Origin of the sequence: Nocardioides sp. NPDC004968 (genome assembly GCF_040608935.1) — a bacterium.
GTDB lineage: Bacteria > Actinomycetota > Actinomycetes > Propionibacteriales > Nocardioidaceae > Nocardioides.
This window is the reverse complement of record NZ_JBEXJF010000009.1, coordinates 119,946-137,520: the sequence shown is the minus strand read 5'-3', so window position 1 is coordinate 137,520 and position 17,575 is coordinate 119,946. Positions and strand designations below refer to the sequence as shown.

Here is a 17,575-nt window from a genome sequence, read left to right as displayed (position 1 = left end):
GGAGTTGTCCGGCCGGGCCGCTAGGCATTACCAATCATGCGGGCGGGATCGATGGAGAAGTCGACTCGAGCGTTGAGCGCTCTGGCCTCGTCGTAGCTGACCTCGCGGAACCGGAGCTGATCACGTCCCGGGCGCATCTGGCCGACCTTCCACAGGCCGCAGCGCGGAACCGTTGCCACGACGGCGAAGCCGCCGGACGTGTTGCTGTCGGCCCCGAGGATCGTCAGGACGTCGCCATTGGCGAGAACGCCGCCGGCCGGATAGCTCGTGTCGAGAAGGTTCGACGGATGGCCGCCCCAGACGCCGCCATCTGGGCGCGCCCAGGCGAAGCGGTGAGGGTGCAGGCGCGTGCCGATGCGGTCCGAATTCAGGTCGACGCGCCAGACGGTGCTCGTCAACGTCTCCCAGTCGTCGGCGGTCAGGAAGTCAGGCTGTCCATGTGGCCCCTGGATGACCTCGATCTCCCAGTCGGTGGTGAATCGGGGCCGCATGGCTTCGGGGAGGCGTCGCCGACCGATTCTGGCCCTGCCGTGGCTGCGCAGCACGTCGCCACGGCCGAGGGCGCGACCTTCGACCCCTCCGATACCGGAGACCAGTGAAGTGGCGGCCGAGCCCAGAACCTCTGGAACGTCGAAGCCGCCCGCGACGGCGAGATAGACACGAAACCCCGGCCCGCTGGTGCTGACCGTCGTCAGCACGTCTCCGACCTGGACGTCGAGCGTCTGCCACATCGGTACCTCGACGTCATTGCGGAGCAGGCGTACGCCCTCCGGCCCGGTGACCGCGACCTGGGTGTCCTGGAGCATAGCGACGCTCAGATCGAGCATGGGGACCTCCAACGCGGGCACGCCTGGCTGGTTGCCAGCCAGGGCATTGGCCGCCCGGAAGCACACGTGATCCATCGGGCCAGAAGCGGCATGGCCGAACGCGCGCAGTCCGAGTCTTCCGGGCCAGGCCTGCACTGTCGTCTGCAGCCCGGGGTTGACGACCTCAACCGTCTCGATGCTCACGGGATCTCCACCCCTGCCGCGGCGTCCTGTCGGAGTCGTGCCACGACCGCCGCATCGTCGCGGGTCCGCTCGACCTCGTCGAGGTATTCGGCCACGACGAAGCGGTCCTCGGTGACCTGCCAGGGGTAGGATCCTTCGAATGCCTGGAGCCGGAGCACGCGCAGCTCCGACTCACTCACCCTCCTGAACCTCACGCGGTCGCAGGGCCGGAAGACCTGAAACTCGGTCACATCGGCATCGCCCGTGACCGGTCGCCAGATCGGGAGCGTCCGACCGAACAACTCGTAGCCCCCAGGAGACTCCATGGGGTAGAGCACGATCGCGGATCCTCCGATGCCGACGGCGCCCTCGGGCGTCCACATCCGAGTGGGGTTGTATTTCGGGGCAGAGAGCTGGGTCAACGGGTCGAGCGCGAGCAGTGACGGCAGGCCTGGGAAGTAGCCGATAGACGCCGTCCACCACACGGTGCTCAGGAACCGTTCGAAGAATGCCTCGCGGTCGGGGAACCCGTTGTATTGGACGATGTAGTCGACGTTGTCGCGGTCGCGGACGTTCGGTGCATCCATGCGGGTAGTGATCCGGTATAGGTTCACTGCGTAACGGGTCGCTTCGTCGTCAAACGCGATCGGCAGCTCGAGCACCCGACTGCTGAGCACCAGCGAGTTCAGGTCCGCCGCGGCCGCCTCGCGGTCGTTGAGCTCGTCCAAGAGTCTCTCGCGCTCGATCACATCGGGGTCAAAGGTCACCATGACGGACCGAAGGCCGGGCGAGGTCTCGAGGACACCAGGCACCGGGTTCTGGCGCAGCTCCTGAAGGAGCGCGTGCACGCGGAAGTTGAGCGAGACGACCTCGTCGGTGGTGTCGTACTCGACCAGGACCTGGTCGTCTCCAGCCTGGCGGATCCAGGCGGTGGGACGGTCGGATCGCTGGTCGAGGGTTCGGAGGACTGATGTTCCTGACATCGTTGACCCCTCGGATGGGATGGGATGGGATGGGTGCGCGGGACTGCTGGCTCTGGAATGCTGGGACCCGATCGATCCCATGTGGAGAGGATGCCGCATCTCTGATGCCTGACGTCGAATCTGTCGCCCACGCGCACCGCGAGCTCGTTCGTGTCGCTGTCGCGACCCACGGTGCCCGAGGGATCGCCGATCGGGTCGCCTCCTCCATCGGTGGCTGGGTTCTCCTTCTCGATGAGCACGGCGCGCTCCGCGCGTCGGTACCCGCCACGGCCCGCGTGCATCTTCCCAGGATCCAGACCGAGCTGACCAGGTTCGGCGCGGCGAACCCGCTCTCGACGCTGACGGTGTCGATGCCGGGCGAGTTCGTCGCCATCCGACCGGTCGTGACGGCCGGTCGGGCGCGCGGGTTCCTCGCCATCGGACGTCCCGAGCCTCTCGACCCGATCGAGCGGTCCTTGGTCGACACCGCGACTTACCTCATGGCCGAGGACCTGCGACGCACCGACGAGTCCCGTCAGGCAGCCCGCAACGACCGGCGGGCGGTCCTCCAGTTGATGCTCGATGGCGACGTTGACAGGGCTCGCCGACCCGCAGCCACCCTGGGTGTCCCGGTGCCGGACGGACCGATGAGGGTCGCTCTGCTCGGTGTTCCCCGCAACCACGGTCCCGAGCTCCTCGAGACCGCGGAAGAGGATCAGGCGCTGCGTCGGCTCGTGACACTCATCGCCGAGCTCCGCCCCGGGCGTGTCGCCATCCTGCTCCCGACCGCAGAGGGAGACACCCGGACCCTGGAAGCCATCCTGCGTCGAGTGCCACACGGCCGCGGCGCTGTGAGCGAGGCGACCGACGCGACCGAGCTCCCGGGCGCCTGGGCCAGGGTCCGCTCCGTATTTCGTGCGGCGCTCGACGAGCCGGGCCGACTCTACGAGGCCCGCGATGTCACCGACGCCGGCCTGCTGCGGTACCTGGACGGACCTGACGCCAAGGCATGGGCGGATGCGACCCTCGCCGGCCTGATGGTGCTCGACAGGGGCTCGAAGATCGACTTCGTCCAGACCCTGCGGACCTTCCTGGCGAACAACGGCCGAGCCGACGCCTCGGCGAGCGCGCTCGACATCCACCGGCACACCTTGCGCTACCGGATGTCGCAGCTGGCAACGGCGCTCGACCGTGACCTCGACGACCCGACGGTGCGTGCCGAGCTGTGGATCGCCCTGCAGTTGGGTCAAGAGTGAGCCGTCGCGATCTTTCGATCCAGGAACCCACCGAGGCCGGCGACAGCCTCTGAGATCGCGGCCTCGAACGCGGGTGCCAGCTCCGCGGGTTCGATCTCAGTGCCGTAGACGACGACCGTCCTGTCCGATCCGAGGTCGAGCACGTCGACCGTGCCGAGGTGAGACTCGACCGCGAGGTCGCCGCCGACCGCGCGGTACTGGAGACGGCACAGGACGTCGTCTCTCGTGACGATGTCCTCCTCGAGCGTGCTGCCGTCGCCGAGCACGACGGTGCGGTGCTTCTCGTCGCCCGACGAGGAAGCCATGGCAGGGAACCAGGACGCTACTCGTGCGACGTCCCGGACCACCTCCCAGACGCGGGCGGCAGGGATGTCCAGGACGATGTGAGAGCGAAGAGTCGTCATGCCCTAAGGCTGATGGAATCCGGCTTGGCGGTGATTGCCCGACTTGGACAGGTCGGCCCGCCGATTTGTACGAACCGGCGCACTGTGGCGAGGTCAATTCGACGTCACTCTCCTCGATAAGCAACCTGCTCACGAGAAGAGGTCACCCCTATGCCACCCCTCGGCATCCACGACATCGAAGAGTCCGCCCACGAGACGCAGGTAGGCCGTTGGCCGCTCGCAATGGCATGGTGGGCGTTGTTCAGCGCCATGTTCTGGCTCTACGTCGCGACGGCGTCCACCGCGGCGTACGGCGCGCGCAGCACTCTCGTCGGGATGGTGTTGGCGATCGTGACCTTCGGGGTGATCAACCGCGTCCTCGCGGCCTACGCCCTGCGAACTGGGAGTACGGTCGAACGCATCTCGCAGGCGCTTTTCGGGGGCATCGGCTCGACGCTTGCAGCGTTGCTGATCGGGATCACGGCGCTGTACTACGGGGTCTTCGAGGGTTCGGTGATCGCCGCAACCCTGCAGACGTGGTTCGGCGGAGACATCAGGGTCTGGTACTTCGTCTGCGTCGCCTACGCCCTCCCGCTCGCCTTCGGGGGCGTGCGGAACTGGCTGGACCGCCTTAACGGCTTCCTGCTCCCGTTCTACTGCGTGGGCTTGGTCGCCCTTGTCGTGGTGAGCTCGGTCGACCGTGGGTACCCCAGTGGCTGGCTCACCGTCGCCGGGCCTGAGTCGGTCGTGCCTGGCTGGGTCGGGTCGTACCTGATCTACATGGGCATCTGGGTGATGATGCTCTTCACGATGGACTTCGCCGCCCTCGGGCGGGCGGAGGACACCCGGTTCCACCAGCGCGTCACGTTCGGTCCCTTCTTCTACCTGTGCACCTTCGGGATCAACGGCCTGGTGGGCATGTACGTCGTCCACGCCTACGGTGTTGAGGGAACCGAGACCGGCGTCGTCCAGGCAGTCACCGGCTCGCTCGGGCTGGCTGGCGTGCTGCTGATCGTCATTTCCCAGACACGGATCAACACGGCCAACTACTTCCTCGCCTCGAACAATCTCGAGGTCGTGGCTGAGAAGGTAGCTGGAGTTCGGCTGCCGCACATCGCATGGGTCCTCATCTGCGGTGCCCTCGCCTACCTCTTCATGCTGACCGACGTCCTCAGTTACTTGCTCGAGGCGCTGGCATACCAGGGCGTCCTCATCATGGCTTGGACGGGAGTGGTGCTCGTCCACGTGTTGATGCGCGGATCGCGTGACGACGCCCGCGGCCTTGCCTGTCGTCGGCCGAACCGGCGGCTCTTCGGCACCTGGGTCGCATCGTCTGTGGTCGGCATCATCCTGCTCGAGCAGGATGCCAGCGCCACCCTCGCCACGCTGTCGCCGGCCGTGACCGTTGCGCTGGCCGTCGTCGGTGCACTGCTCATCAGTCGGCGGGCTACGAACGATCAGAGCAAGGTCACCGCTACGGTTCAATGACCAGGGATTTGCCGTCATTGTCCCGGCGTGCGGCATGCCACTACTCTCCGGCTCAGCATCCCTCTAGTACGGCCGAGGCACACCGAGTCCTTCGCGGAACACTGGGGCGTTTATGTGATCCGTCCCAGTGTTGGCGCAGGTGACAGTTCGATGTCGGGGCGAGATTCTTCGAGACGAGCAGCGCCGAGTGCCTGGGACAGGCGCTGGGTCCTCGATGGAGTCTCCGCGGTGCCGAGTACCGCGTCAACCGCGCTTCGTGCGCTCCACTCTGTCCTCGACCAGGTGGACGTAGGCGTGCACGATGAAGCCAGGGGCATCGACATTCGTTATCGGTCAGGCTCCGGGTCTGGCTGATCGGGATGTGGCGTCAGGGGTCGAACGGTCCCCGTCATACGGAAGTCTCGTAGACCGTAGTCCGACGGAGTGCTCCCGGAGCGGCTGCACGAGCAAGCGGTGCGATGAGCGACTTCACTCCCGTTCCACTGGCAATCAACCGAACGCTCATAACCTGGCGGACGTTGGACGTCCCTTCTGTGCAGATGAGGTCAGCGATGAGACGCCGCGTCTTGTTCATACACGGTTTGTGGATCCACTCCACGTGCTGGGTGCCATGGCAAGAGCACTTCAGCACGGAGGGCTACGACACTCTTGCGCCCGGCTGGCCCGGGGAAGCTGATACTCCGGAGACCACCCGTTCCAATCCGGTCGGAATGGTCGGTTTGGGCGTCGACCACATCACCGACAGCTACGCCGAGATGATCGCCGGCCTGGGGGCACCACCCATCGTGATTGGCCACTCCTTCGGTGGCTTGGTCGCGCAGAAGCTCCTCGTGCGAGGTCACGCCGCCGCCGTCGTCGCGATCTCGCCTGCGCCGATCAAGGGTGTACGCGTCGTCACGTGGAGCCTGCTCCGATCGAGCTTCCCGGTGCTGTCCAACCCTCGCAATAGGCGCCGGACGGTCGCGCTGACGTCCGACCAGTTCGCCTACGCATTTGGCAATGCACTGCCTCGAGCCGAGTCCGACGAGCTCCACCAGCGCGTCGCGATCCCTGGGCCCGGGCGCCCGCTGTTTGAGGCCTCGTCGGCCAACTTCACGCCCGGCTCGCCCACGACAGTCGACACCCGTCGAGCGGACCGCGGACCATTGCTGCTCATGGCCGCGGGCAAAGACCACACCGTGCCTGCCGTCGTGGTCAGGGCTGCCTACAAACTCTACTCCGCCTCGAGCGCGGACACAGAGCTGGTCGAGTACCCCGATCGCGGCCACAGCGCGGCGTTCGACAAGGGCTGGCTCACGCTCGCGGATGCCGCACTCGACTGGCTCGTCCGCCGCGGGCTCTAGTCGCGTGCACTCGCGGAGACGTTGACTGCTCGACGCAACTTGGTGTTTTGCCCATGCCGCTTTCAGCGAGCGCCGGAATGAGCTTCGACGCGTGTTAGGACCCGGGTGGTTTCAGCAGGTCTGTTTGAAGACCTCAACTTGGGTTCATCGAGTTTTGCTCGGTCGAGCTAGAACCGGTAGGCAACCTGTTGGGTGTCGTCCTTCAGTGCTGAAAGGGCGCTTTGTCCCGCAGGTGGACTGGGACGCCGCCGAACTGCGGTGCTCGCCACCGGCGGCAGTGCCGCGCTCGCGGCGAGGTTTCCTACCGTCGCCCGACGGAGAACCGGGGAGTGGTCGGCGTCCATCTTTGCGCCACCGCTATCAGCGACCGAGTCACGTCTCGAGGTTTCGGACAACCGAGATCAGTTCAACGGCGGCGGGGCCGGATGAGGCAGGGTTCTGACCGGTGATGAGTGAGCCGTCAACGACCACGTGAGGTTCGAAGTCGCGGACTCTGGAGAAGACGGCGCCGTGCGCGACGAGCTCGTCCTCGACGAGGAAGGGCACGACCTCGGTGAGGCCCATCACGGCTTCCTCGCTGTCGGTGAACCCGGTTACCTGTCGGCCTGCCACGAGAGGTGTCCCGTCGGCGGCCGTGGTGTGGCGCATGGCTCCGGGAGCGTGGCAGACCAGGGCGATCGGCCTGCCAGCTCTCACCATCTGTTCGATCAGGGTGATCGAGGTCGGGTCCTCGGCCAAGTCCCACAGCGGTCCGTGACCTCCCGGGTAGAACACTGCGTCGAAGTCGTCGGCGGACACGGAGCCCAAGCGGTCCGTTGCACCGAGCAGTGCCTCCGCCTCTGCGTCGGCCTCGAACCGTCGGGTCTGGTCCGTCTGAAACTGCGGTTCGTTGCTCTTGGGGTCGAGCGGTGCGCGTCCACCGTGCGGTGATGCGAGCGTGATGTCCCAACCCGCGTCACGGAAGTGGTAGTAGGGTGTGGCGAGCTCTTCGAGCCAGAATCCCGTCTTACGCCCCGTGCTTCCTAGCACGTCGTGTGATGTCAGTACGATGAGGATCTTCATGCCTCGGACGGTATGACGGCCCCCTGGATAGTCCGTTGACCGTCCGTTGACGATCGGTGGACCGTCTCCTCCGTGCCGACGCTTGCGTGCATTCTCCCGCTCTATGGAGGCAGCCTGGACGTTCTTGGCGGCGCCAGGTTGGGCACGCGCGAGCGTCTGTGGCGCTGTCCGGCGAAGCCGGGTGATTTTCTTCTCCCGGAGTCGTAGACTGCCGATTCACAGTAGCCTCGGGCGCTGCGTCGCGCGGGCGGGGTCAAGCAGCGCTGCTCGCGATTGGACATCTGTCGGCTCGATCTAGGTGTTGATAGACGTGGGCATCTCCACATCGCGCGTTGCCGCCACCGCGGGTACTCACCTAGCTCAGGGCGCCGCGCTGCGAATCCAGATCCTCGGTCCACTGCGTCTGTGGCGCGGCGACGTCGAGCTGGATGCCGGTCCGCGGCAGCAGGCCTACCTGCTCGCACTGCTTCTGGCCCACCAAGGGGCACCTGTCAGCAAGGCCGAGCTGATCGACCTGATCTGGGGGGAAGAAGCACCGGACAGCGCGGTCAACGTCATACACAAGTACATCGGCGCACTACGGCGCCTGCTGGAGCCCAACCTTCCTGCCGGTGGCACCAGCTCGTATCTGGTACGGCGAGGCGACAGCTACCTGTTTACCGCCGGGGAAGGGGTGCTGGACCTAGCGACCTTCAGAGCCCTGGTGAATTCTGCGCGCAGTTCCCTCGCGGGCGGGCGCCTGGAGGTGGCGCTCGATCAGTACGAGGAGGCGCTCCAACTCTGGCAGGGTTCCGCGGGCGACGGGCTGATTCACGGGCCCCGGACAACGCCACTCTTCGCTGGACTGAACGACGAGTTTTTCGATGCCTGCGGGGCGGCGGCCGAACTCGGCCTATCGGTCCGCCGACCTGAGAGAGTGCTCTCACCGCTACAGCTCGCCGCCACGATGGGGCCGTTGCACGAGCCGCTGCAGGCCAGTCTCATCACAGTTCTCGGTGCTGCTGGCCGACAGGCCGACGCACTGTCTACGTTCCAATCCGTACGCGCGCGACTAGCGGAGGAACTCGGCATCGGCCCAGGGCCTGCGCTGGAGCGGGCTTATCTTCAGGTCTTGCGACAAGACGTCCCTTCGGCGATCGAACGGCACCCCACGCACGGTACTGTCGAGATCGAGAGCGCCGGAACCGAGTTCGAGAACTCGTTGCGCCTCCTCCGCGAGGCCGGCGCCGGTTTGATCGGTCGGACCGGGGAACTCGCGATGCTGCGGGCAAGCCTGGAGCAGGCCTCTGGTGGCAGCACCGGTCTCGTCATCGTCGAGGGTGAGCCAGGCGTGGGCAAGACGCGTCTTATGGAAGAGGCGGCCCTAGAAGCAGCCGATCAAGGGTTCCTTGTTGCGTGGGGCCGCTGCCTAGACGGTGAGGGTGCCCCGCCGATGTGGCCGTGGGTGGAGGTCATCCGGACACTTCTTGAGGCCGCCCCACCCGCGGAGCGGGCGACATGGACGGCGGGCGACCTCGGCCGCCTCCTAGAACCTCACGAGGACGTCGTGACCGGGCAGGTACTGCCGGGCGGCAGCGGACAGTTCCGCCTGTTCGAGAACGTCCACGCCCTGGTCGCTGAGACTTCGGCGCGGCGACCGGTCATGGTGATCGTCGACGACCTCCAATGGGCGGACTCCGCCTCGCAGCAGCTCTTCGGACATCTGGCCTCGCGGTTGCCGTCCGGAACCGTTCTCCTCGGAGCCGCCCGCGACCGCGCGCCCTTGCCAGGCCCGGATCTGGCAAGGACACTTGCGAAAGCCAGCCGGTCGATGAGTCATCGCCGCTTCCGGCTCGGCCCACTCAGCGTGCATGACGTCGCGAAACTCGTCGGTCGTGAGATGGGGCGAACCCCCGATCCGGACAGTGCCCTGAACATCCATACACGGACAGCCGGCAACCCGTATTTCGTCCAGGAACTGGCCAGGCTGCTTGCTGGAGCTGGGTCGCTTGGCGGGGATGGGTTCGCGCGCACGAGCGTCCCCTCGACAGTGCTTGACGTCGTGCGTGACCGGATGGCGGGCTTGGATGGAGACGCTTGCGACCTGCTCGAGATTGCTGCGGTGATCGGCCGAGAAGTGGACCTGAGGCTGCTCGCCCGTGTAGCTGGCGTTGACGTCGTGACATGCCTCGCGCGCCTCGAGCCTGTAGAGGCCCTTGGGCTGCTGGCGCCCGTCCAGGGCAACCCGTACTCTGTCCGGTTCGCGCACGACCTGGTGCGAGAGTCCGTCTCCGAGGCGACGTCGCCACGGCACGCGACCCGCTTGCACCTGCGGGTCGCGAATGCCCTGGAAGCGACTGCCGCGCTGGGCGTATCGGTGTCTGACCAAGTGGCTTATCACCTGTGGGCGGCCGGGCCGCTGGCCGAGCCACGACGCACTGCGGCAGCGTTGGTGCGCTCGGGCCGGCAGGCCGCGGCTAAGTCCGCCCTAGAAGCGGCCGAGCAACAGTTGCGGCTGGCAGCTCAGGTGGCACGAACCGCGGGCCTGGCGGAGTCCGAGCTTGCTGCGTTGTCTGAGCTCATCGCGGTGATCGGCATGCGGTCGATGTACGCGGGTGCGGAGCTGGAGGTGCTCGAGCGCGCGGAGAACTTGGCTCGCGACATGGGCCGGGAAGTGGAAGCCGCCGGATTCCTCTACTCCCGCTGGGCTACTTACGCCCAATGCATCGACCTCAACCAGACCGGCGTGTTGGCGCAGCAACTCCTCAAACTCGGTAAGTCCTCGCCGCACCCCATCGTGCGCACCTATGGCCTCCACGCGTGGGGGATTCACCAATGGGACATCGGCAACATCGGCGAAGCGTTCCGATATCTCAGTCAGTCCGAACAGACCCTCCTTGCAGACGCCACCGGCTCTGAGGAAAACCCGGTTCAGCATGACCTTCGTCTGCTCATGACCGGTCTGTTGGCCGAGACGACGGCGCTGCACGGTGACGTCGCTGGCGCGCACTTGCTCTTGGACCGGCTAGAGGCCGCCGGCAACGACCGCTACTCCGTCACCATATGGGCGACGATGGCCGCGAGGATCGCGGCTATCGCGGGCGACCCGGTTGCTGCGATGCGCGCCGCCGACCGTGGCATCGCAGTCGATCCCGACTTCTCTTACGTCTTCCTTGGCACCTACCAACGTCTCGCACGGAGCTGGGCCGAGGCCCTCACCGGGTCTGATCCAGCCGCAGCCGCAGCTGAGGCTGAGCAGGTGATCGAAACGAACCTGCTCAACCCCGTGCGCTCATGCGTCACTACCTGGTACACACTCCTGGGCGATATGCAGCTGGCTGCCGGGGAGATAGTGAAGGCGGCTGCGGCCCTGGACCGGGCCGATCATTACCTGCGCAGCCATGGCCAGCGCCACTCGAAGGGTCTACTGCTGCTCATGCGAGCCCGGCTGCTACAGGCGCAGGGGCGGCCGACGGAAGCGGTGCGGGCTGCGGCTATCAAGGCTCGAGAAGAGTCGGCAAAACAGCAGGCTTACCTATTTTCTCAGCGCGCCGCCGACTTCCTGGTTCAACTCGATCACGCTCAGCCAGGGATTAACGGCATAGCATCCCTGACATCCCACTACCCGGCATCAAATCCGCCCTAGGGGCCAGATGCAGGAATGTCCATGTCCGGGTAATTGAGGTGCTGGAGTCGGCGCCGCCGCACGGTGAACTGCCCGTGAAACCTCCCTGCACCGTTTCTACGAGAGCGGGTGTATGGCATGCCAGCGCATGACGACCCGCCACTGGTAGCCGGCATCCACGGGTTCCTTACGAGTTCCTTCATGTTCCGCAACCTCATCCCCGCGTTGGCGGACTGATCGCACGCTACGCCCGCGATCTACTGGGTTTCGGCTAGGCCGATGCGCGTCGGCGAACGACTTCTCGCACACTTCCGACGCAATGACCGAGCTGACTCTTGGTCTGCTGGACCAAGTCGGCGTGCATCGGCGCCAGCGCTGGATGGACCATTAATCGGCAGTGGACAGTGATTTCACGGGCATCGCAGAGACGGCCAATCGGCAGATTCCGGGTTGAGTGTCGAACGCTCAGGTCTCGGCCCAACCAGCTTCACGATCACAGTCCAGGCGAACGCTTTCGTGGCCGTCGAAGCCAATGAGTGGAGGTCAGCGGAGAGCCCATCTTCCTCGGCGGTGTATTGAAGCAGCCAAGTCATTGTCCGCCGATCCAGTGATTCGTCACTCGAAGGGAGCAGTCTGAGTTGCCCTCGACCACTACACGCCGCAGGGGGCACGGAGCGCTAGTAATCGGTGTCAGCCCGGCGGCGTCTGTCCGGAATGGCAACATCATGCTGAAGCTAGCGTCGCAACCCGCCTCCGGCTTGGCCGGCCTGGTGGTGGTCCTGCCGCTTACCGCGGCGATCGCGTTCGCCGCGGGTGACCCAGAAGTCGCGCTGCGGGTGGTTGGACCGCTCGTCACGTTCGGCCTGCCCGTCCTCCTGATGATCGCGTTCTGGTGGGACGACTGGCCCGGGACGTTGCTGCCTGGTCGTTGGTCGGCGCTGACCGACACGCTCGGGACAATGGTCGCTGCGTTCGTCTTCGCCACCCTCGGCCAGGCGGTGGTTGACCGGATCGACCCCGGCGCCTTGATCGACCCGTTCCCAGGGGTGGGGCGTGCGGCGACCTTCCCTGCCACTCTTCCACTGGCGGGCGGGGTCGTGGCGGCGATGCTTCAGCTCACCCTCGTTCATGAGGGTCGGCCGGTCCATGGCCTGCCCAGGGGCGTGGCCGGGCCGGCTGCCCTGATCACCTCCTGGATCGTGGGCACGGCCGCCTACCTGTTGCTGGTTCGAGGCGGCCTGGTGTCCGGATCCGCGTACGGGGCGTGGCTTGCGGTGCTCGGCATCTGGCAGGTGGTGCTGTACTCGACGCTGCGGGGCTGGCCGGCCGCTCGCATCGTTCGGATCTGGCTGCGCCACCTTGCCGGGAGCGTGCTCGTCTTTGGTGGCGCCACGGTGTCGTATGTCCTGATCCGTCTGGTCGCTGAGCCGCCCCGGATAGCCGCGGTGAGCGGCTGCGTAATCGCTATTGCTCTGCTCGTGGGCCTGCTGCTTGGCTCGTGGCCACTGGACAGTCTGCCCCCGGTTGCCGGGCGCCTAGCCGTGCTGGGGCTCGTAGCGGCGCTCTCCGCATTGACATACTTCGTGTTGCGCGCCGCCGCGCTCGGACACAGGTGGCAGGCCGGAGCGAGTACGGACGACTGGATAAACTTTGCCGCCCTCTGTGCCCTCGGCCCGGCGGTCATCCTGCACGTCGCGGTCTGGCGGCGTTGGCCTGTCATTCCCGTCGAGCAGCGGGAGACGGCCCCGCATCGGCGTCTCGTCGAGCCGTGAGTGCGGGCCGCGGGTGATGAGCGCGGAGACGAAGGATAGAAGGCCGTTTCTTGACGGGAACTGAACTTCCGCTTGTCCACTGTCTGTCCACTGATCGCTCCTACGTTGCTTTCTGACAGACAAGCACCCACGAGGGAGAACGTCATGGCAAAGATGAAGGCGGCATTTATCTGGAAGTTCGGAGAGCCGCTCCGGTTCGACGAGGTCGACATTCCCACGCCCAAGGCTGACGAACTGCTGATCAAGGTCGGCGCCTGTGGGATGTGCCGCAGCGATTACCAGCAGATGCACGGTTACTTCGAGGTGGCCCTGCCGGCAGAGCTTCCGATCATCCCGGGCCACGAGATCGCCGGCCGCGTCGTAGGCAAGGGTTCGCTCGTTCCCGACGGGCAGCTCGGGGAGGGGGACCTCGTCTTGGTCGATCCCGGCTGGGGCGACGGCACCTGCGAGCAGTGCGTCAAGGGCAACACACAACTGTGCACGGGTGCCGGCCGCTGGCTGGGGTTCGGCCCGCCGGGAGGCTACGCCGAGTACGTGGCCGTGCCCTACCAGCACGCCATCAAGCTGAACCCCGCCGAGGGGCAGGGCCCGGAGTTCTTCGCTCCGTTGACCGATGCTGGCGCTACGCCCTACCGGGGCATCAAGAAGCTGGTCGAGCGAGGCAAGTTCACCGCGGGTCACACGGTGGTCGTCACGGGTATCGGCGGTCTTGGCAGCTACGCCGTGCAGTACGCACGGCTGTTCAGCGGCGGCGCGGATATCGTGGCCTTCTCCCGCACACAGGACAAGCTCGATCTCGCCCTCAAGTACGGGGCCGACCACGCGATCAACACCAGGGACGCCACGCCCGAACAGGTCCAGGACCAGCTCGAGGAGCTCACCGGCCGTCGCCGCGTCGACGCCATCCTCGACTGCGCCGGCGGCCAGGACTCGCTTGATCTCGACTTCCGGATCCTGAACTCGGGTTCCGACGTGGCGCAGGTGGGACTGATGGCCAGCGACGCCACGCTCCCGGTCAACCTCGTGGTCGGCAGCGAGCAGACCTGGCACGGGTCGTTCTGGAGCAATCACCAGGACATCTCCGAAGTAGTCGCCCTGGCCACGGCCGGCAAGATCCAGAACACCATCACCCCGGTGAAGTTCGAAGACATCAACGAAAACCTTGAGAGGGTCGCCCGCGGAGACGTCGTCGGCCGCCAGGTGATCGTCTTCGACTGAGGAGGTCTCCGTGCCCATCGCAACGATCAATCCGACCACGGGTGAGACGGTCGAACAGTACGAGCCGCACGATACGGCCGAGGTCGAACGCCGGTTGACCCAAGCCGCCGCAGCTTTGGCCATGCTGAAGCACACCACCTTCGCCCAGCGGGCGGCCTGGATGAAGGCTGCGGCCGACGTGCTCGAGGGGGAGGCCGACAAGGCCGCCGCGATGCTGACCCTCGAGATGGGCAAGACGCTGGCCTCGGCGAGATCCGAGGTGGGGAAGTGCGTGCACAGCATGCGGTTCTACGCCGACAATGCGGAGAAGTTCCTGGCTGAGACCCCGGTGGACGATCCGTCGTCCATCGGGGCGGTCAGTGCCCGGATGGTCTGGCAACCCATCGGCACCGTCCTGGCCGTGATGCCGTGGAACTTCCCGCTCTGGCAGGTAATGCGCTTCGCGGCGCCTGCCCTTATGGCCGGTAACACCGGGGTGCTCAAGCACGCGTCCAACGTGCCCCGGGCAGCTCTCTATCTGGACACCCTCTTCGAACGCGGCGGCTTCCCGGTCGGCTCGTTCCGTGCCTTGCTGATCCCTTCGGCCGATGTCGAGAACATCATCAAGGACCCGCGCATACGGGCGGTGACACTCACGGGGTCCGAATCGGCTGGCCGCTCGGTGGCCGGAACGGCGGGCCAGCAGGTGAAGAAGTCGGTGTTGGAGCTCGGCGGCTCCGACCCGTTCATCGTGATGCCGAGCGCCGACCTGGATGCCGCGTCCACCACCGCCGTGCGGGCTCGGATGCAGAACAACGGACAGTCGTGCGTCGCGGCCAAACGCTTCATCGTGCACATGGACATTTACGACGATTTCATCGAACGGTTCCTCGCCCAGATCGGCAAGCTGGTGGTGGGTGATCCGATGCAGGAGTCGACCGATGTCGGTCCGCTCGCCACCGAAGGGGGCCGTCGCGACATCGCGGCGCTGGTTGACGACGCCCGTGATAAGGGCGCTCAGGTGCTGGCCGGCGGATTCGCCCCGGACGGTCCGGGGTGGTACTACTCCCCGACCGTGCTGGCTGGACTCACCGACGACATGCGCATCGTCCAGGAGGAGGCGTTTGGGCCGGTGGCCTCCGTCTACCGGGTCGCCGACCGGGAGGAAGCCGCCCGAGTGGCTAACCAGACCTCCTTTGGTCTCAGCTCGGCCGTCTGGTCCGACGACGAGGAGGAACAGGAGTACTTCGTGCAGGAGCTTGGGGCCGGCGGAGTCTTCCTCAACGGCATGACCGTCTCCTATCCAGAACTGTCCTTCGGCGGCGTCAAGAACTCCGGCTACGGCCGGGAACTGTCCTTCGCGGGCATCCGCGAGTTCTGCAACCTCAAATCCGTCTGGAAGGCCTGATTATGGCGATTCCCTACAACCCGTACGATTTCCTTCCGTCGCTGCCGAGCTTCTCGCTCACCTCGACCTCGTTCAAGGACGGGCAGCAGCTCCCACTGGAACAGGTGGGTGGCGTGCTGGGTGGGGACGGCAAGGACATCTCGCCTCAACTGAGATGGTCGGGTTTTCCGACGGAGACCCGGAGCTTCGCAGTTACGGTCTTCGACCCTGACGTGCCGACCGCCTCTGGCTTCTGGCACTGGGCGGTGGCCGACCTTCCGGTCACCGTGACCGAGCTGGCTGCAGACGCCGGAAACGGCTCGGCTCTGCCCGGCGATGCTCGTACTCTCGCCAACGACGCCGGCTACAAGCGTTACCTCGGCTCGGCGCCGCCGCCAGGCAACGGTCCTGATCGCTACTTTTTCGCCGTGCACGCGGTCGACGTTGAGCACATCGATCTCCTGGAGTCGGCCACGCCGGCGCTCCTTGGTTTTCGGCTGTTCACCCATGCGATCGCCCGGGCCACCATTGTCGGCACCTACGAACGCTGATGAGGTATATAGTCGTCCGGCTCTCGCAGATACGGATGGTGCGAGCCGAAACGACTGACTTCCCCGTGGCTGCGGGCGGACCTTTCGCGGTTCGCGGAGACGTCACCGCCCGTCGGTGTCAGGACCCAAATGAGGAGACAGCGATGTCATTCGACCCGGTGGCCCTAAGGTCACAGCTCAAGCACGATCTCCACCATCGGCTACGGCCGATGGTCGGCCGAGATCCTGCTGAGCGGGGTCGCTCGGTCACACCCTTGGAACTGTTGTACGACTTGGTCTACGTCGTCGCCTTCGCGGCCGCCGCTGATGAACTGGCCCACCACGTGAGCGAAGGGCACGTGGTTGCGGCCCTGACCGGATACGCATTCGCTGTCTTCGCGCTCAGTTGGGCGTGGATGAACTTCACGTGGTTCTCGTCGGCCTACAACAATGACGACGCCCTCTTCCGCATCGTCACCGCCACTCAGATGATCGGGGCGGTCGTCTTCACGGTCGGTTTGGCAGACGGCTTCGAGGATGCCGTACACGGGCATATCCCGCAGAGCGACATCATGCTGATCGGCTACGTCATCATGCGGCTACCGCTCGTCGCTCTGTGGTTGCGTGCTGCGCGTGAAGACGACGAACGACGCCATATCGCCATCGGCTACGCCTCGACCATCGCGGCCGCCCAGGTGTTGTGGATCCTGCTCGCCGTCCTCCCGCTCCCAGTCGGCCTCACGGCTGTCGGTCTGGTGGTCTTGGCGATCAGCGAGATGGTCGCGCCCGTGATCTTGGAGCGGCGACTGGGGCGAGCACCTTGGAATGCGGGTCATGTGGCGGAGCGATTCCACCTCCTCACCTTGATCACGTTGGGCGAGGTCGTCGCTGCGACGGCCGCTGCGGTGACCGCTCTGGCTCAGACGGACGGCTGGTCGCTGGCGGCCGTCACCATCGTTTCGTCCGGGCTAGTGCTCACCGGGGCCCTGTGGTGGGCGTACTCCCTCATTCCCTCACGAACGATCCTGGAGGAGTGGCCGGACCGCGTCTGGCTCTGGCGATATGCCCACCTGCCGATCTTCGGCAGCATCGCTGCTGTCGGGGCCGGCTTGCGCATTGCTTCCACAGCAGTGCATGAGGAACACCTGTCGGTCTTCGATGTCGCCGTCTCACTCGCGATCCCGGTCGGGGCGGTGCTGCTGACGGTCTTCCTGACGTGGAGTGTTCTCATGCGCGCATACGACCTGTCCCATGTGCCCCTGTTCTTGTCGACCTTGGTCCCCTTGGCCCTGGCGCTCATCATCGGCGCCCTTCTGGGTGTCGACCAGCCCTTGGACCTGTCGGACCGCGCAAGTCTGGTGGCGTTGGTGTCGGTTATCGTCCTGGTGGCCCTCAGCGCCGTCATCGAGGTCGTCGGGCACGAACTGGTCGGCTTCAGTCACACCGTCCGCGTTCTGGAAGCCGACACGAATGGACTGGATCCCGCCCGATCCACGTCCCTTTCGGAATAGCGGTACGCACCGCGGTTGGAGCAACTACCCGCGCTGTCTGATTCGCCCTGGGTTTCGTTCCTATCGGTTTCCCTGTCCGGCAATCGCCGGG

14 protein-coding genes are annotated in these 17,575 nt (G+C 65.9%); 10 read left to right on the top strand and 4 right to left on the bottom strand.

Features of this window, described 5'->3' with window-relative positions; genetic code table 11:
- Positions 1–20 precede the first annotated feature (20 nt).
- Together ABZU72_RS12345 and ABZU72_RS12340 are read right to left on the bottom strand one after the other, a co-directional pair.
- On the bottom strand, positions 21–1,010 hold the full coding sequence (locus tag ABZU72_RS12345; RefSeq protein WP_355019143.1) for a hypothetical protein: 990 nt from the start codon (positions 1,008–1,010) through the stop codon (positions 21–23).
- Positions 1,007–1,885, bottom strand: coding sequence for a carboxyltransferase domain-containing protein (locus ABZU72_RS12340; protein WP_355019178.1), 879 nt, complete (start codon positions 1,883–1,885; stop codon positions 1,007–1,009). The genes ABZU72_RS12345 and ABZU72_RS12340 overlap by 4 nt, the downstream gene beginning before the upstream one ends.
- Here ABZU72_RS12340 and ABZU72_RS12335 point away from each other — a divergent pair.
- Together ABZU72_RS12335 and ABZU72_RS12330 are read left to right on the top strand one after the other, a co-directional pair.
- Complete coding sequence (locus ABZU72_RS12335; protein ID WP_355019180.1) at positions 1,832–1,960, top strand: hypothetical protein; 129 nt, start codon at positions 1,832–1,834, stop codon at positions 1,958–1,960. The two genes, ABZU72_RS12340 and ABZU72_RS12335, sit on opposite strands and share 54 nt — an antisense overlap.
- Positions 1,961–2,076: 116 nt before the next feature.
- Complete coding sequence (locus ABZU72_RS12330) at positions 2,077–3,207, top strand: helix-turn-helix domain-containing protein (protein WP_355019142.1); 1,131 nt, start codon at positions 2,077–2,079, stop codon at positions 3,205–3,207.
- Here ABZU72_RS12330 and ABZU72_RS12325 read toward each other — a convergent pair.
- A complete protein-coding gene (locus ABZU72_RS12325; RefSeq protein ID WP_355019141.1) occupies positions 3,198–3,611 on the bottom strand; it encodes an SRPBCC family protein in 414 nt (137 codons plus the stop codon). The two genes, ABZU72_RS12330 and ABZU72_RS12325, sit on opposite strands and share 10 nt — an antisense overlap.
- A gap of 150 nt (positions 3,612–3,761) precedes the next feature.
- On the opposite strand from ABZU72_RS12325, the gene ABZU72_RS12320 reads away from it, so the two are divergent.
- Together ABZU72_RS12320 and ABZU72_RS12315 are read left to right on the top strand one after the other, a co-directional pair.
- A complete protein-coding gene (locus ABZU72_RS12320) occupies positions 3,762–5,078 on the top strand; it encodes a hypothetical protein (protein WP_355019140.1) in 1,317 nt (438 codons plus the stop codon).
- A gap of 458 nt (positions 5,079–5,536) precedes the next feature.
- Complete coding sequence (locus ABZU72_RS12315) at positions 5,537–6,421, top strand: alpha/beta fold hydrolase (RefSeq protein WP_355019139.1); 885 nt, start codon at positions 5,537–5,539, stop codon at positions 6,419–6,421.
- Between the two features lie 372 nt (positions 6,422–6,793).
- Here ABZU72_RS12315 and ABZU72_RS12310 read toward each other — a convergent pair whose 3' ends face one another.
- Positions 6,794–7,483, bottom strand: coding sequence for a type 1 glutamine amidotransferase domain-containing protein (locus tag ABZU72_RS12310; RefSeq protein WP_355019138.1), 690 nt, complete (start codon positions 7,481–7,483; stop codon positions 6,794–6,796).
- A 310-nt stretch (positions 7,484–7,793) separates the two neighbouring features.
- Here ABZU72_RS12310 and ABZU72_RS12305 point away from each other — a divergent pair, with 310 nt between their 5' ends.
- The 6 genes from ABZU72_RS12305 (at position 7,794) to ABZU72_RS12280 (ending at position 17,484) form a co-directional block, all read left to right on the top strand.
- Positions 7,794–11,108 (top strand): BTAD domain-containing putative transcriptional regulator, encoded by a 3,315-nt coding sequence (locus tag ABZU72_RS12305; RefSeq protein WP_355019137.1) that lies wholly within the window; start codon positions 7,794–7,796, stop codon positions 11,106–11,108.
- Positions 11,109–11,812: 704 nt separating this feature from the next.
- A complete protein-coding gene (locus ABZU72_RS12300; RefSeq protein WP_355019136.1) occupies positions 11,813–12,859 on the top strand; it encodes a hypothetical protein in 1,047 nt (348 codons plus the stop codon).
- Positions 12,860–13,003: 144 nt separating this feature from the next.
- The gene (locus tag ABZU72_RS12295) at positions 13,004–14,077 is read left to right on the top strand and encodes an NAD(P)-dependent alcohol dehydrogenase (RefSeq protein WP_355019135.1); all 1,074 of its coding nucleotides are present in this window, start codon (positions 13,004–13,006) and stop codon (positions 14,075–14,077) included.
- Between the two features lie 10 nt (positions 14,078–14,087).
- The gene (locus ABZU72_RS12290) at positions 14,088–15,464 is read left to right on the top strand and encodes an NADP-dependent succinic semialdehyde dehydrogenase (protein ID WP_355019134.1); all 1,377 of its coding nucleotides are present in this window, start codon (positions 14,088–14,090) and stop codon (positions 15,462–15,464) included.
- 2 nt (positions 15,465–15,466) lie between these two features.
- Positions 15,467–15,994, top strand: coding sequence for a YbhB/YbcL family Raf kinase inhibitor-like protein (locus ABZU72_RS12285; RefSeq protein WP_355019133.1), 528 nt, complete (start codon positions 15,467–15,469; stop codon positions 15,992–15,994).
- Between the two features lie 143 nt (positions 15,995–16,137).
- Complete coding sequence (locus ABZU72_RS12280) at positions 16,138–17,484, top strand: low temperature requirement protein A (RefSeq protein ID WP_355019132.1); 1,347 nt, start codon at positions 16,138–16,140, stop codon at positions 17,482–17,484.
- Positions 17,485–17,575: the final 91 nt, after the last annotated feature.

Bases quoted from the DNA above. Each gene is read 5' to 3' on its own strand.
- ABZU72_RS12330 (WP_355019142.1), top strand. From the start codon at position 2,077: ATGCCTGACGTCGAATCTGTCGCCCACGCGCACCGCGAGCTCGTTCGT.
- ABZU72_RS12300 (WP_355019136.1), top strand. From the start codon at position 11,813: ATGCTGAAGCTAGCGTCGCAACCCGCCTCCGGCTTGGCCGGCCTGGTG.
- ABZU72_RS12315 (WP_355019139.1), top strand. From the start codon at position 5,537: ATGAGCGACTTCACTCCCGTTCCACTGGCAATCAACCGAACGCTCATA.
- ABZU72_RS12325 (WP_355019141.1), bottom strand. From the start codon at position 3,611: ATGACGACTCTTCGCTCTCACATCGTCCTGGACATCCCTGCCGCCCGC.
- ABZU72_RS12295 (WP_355019135.1), top strand. From the start codon at position 13,004: ATGGCAAAGATGAAGGCGGCATTTATCTGGAAGTTCGGAGAGCCGCTC.
- ABZU72_RS12310 (WP_355019138.1), bottom strand. From the start codon at position 7,483: ATGAAGATCCTCATCGTACTGACATCACACGACGTGCTAGGAAGCACG.
- ABZU72_RS12320 (WP_355019140.1), top strand. From the start codon at position 3,762: ATGCCACCCCTCGGCATCCACGACATCGAAGAGTCCGCCCACGAGACG.
- ABZU72_RS12285 (WP_355019133.1), top strand. From the start codon at position 15,467: ATGGCGATTCCCTACAACCCGTACGATTTCCTTCCGTCGCTGCCGAGC.
- ABZU72_RS12280 (WP_355019132.1), top strand. From the start codon at position 16,138: ATGTCATTCGACCCGGTGGCCCTAAGGTCACAGCTCAAGCACGATCTC.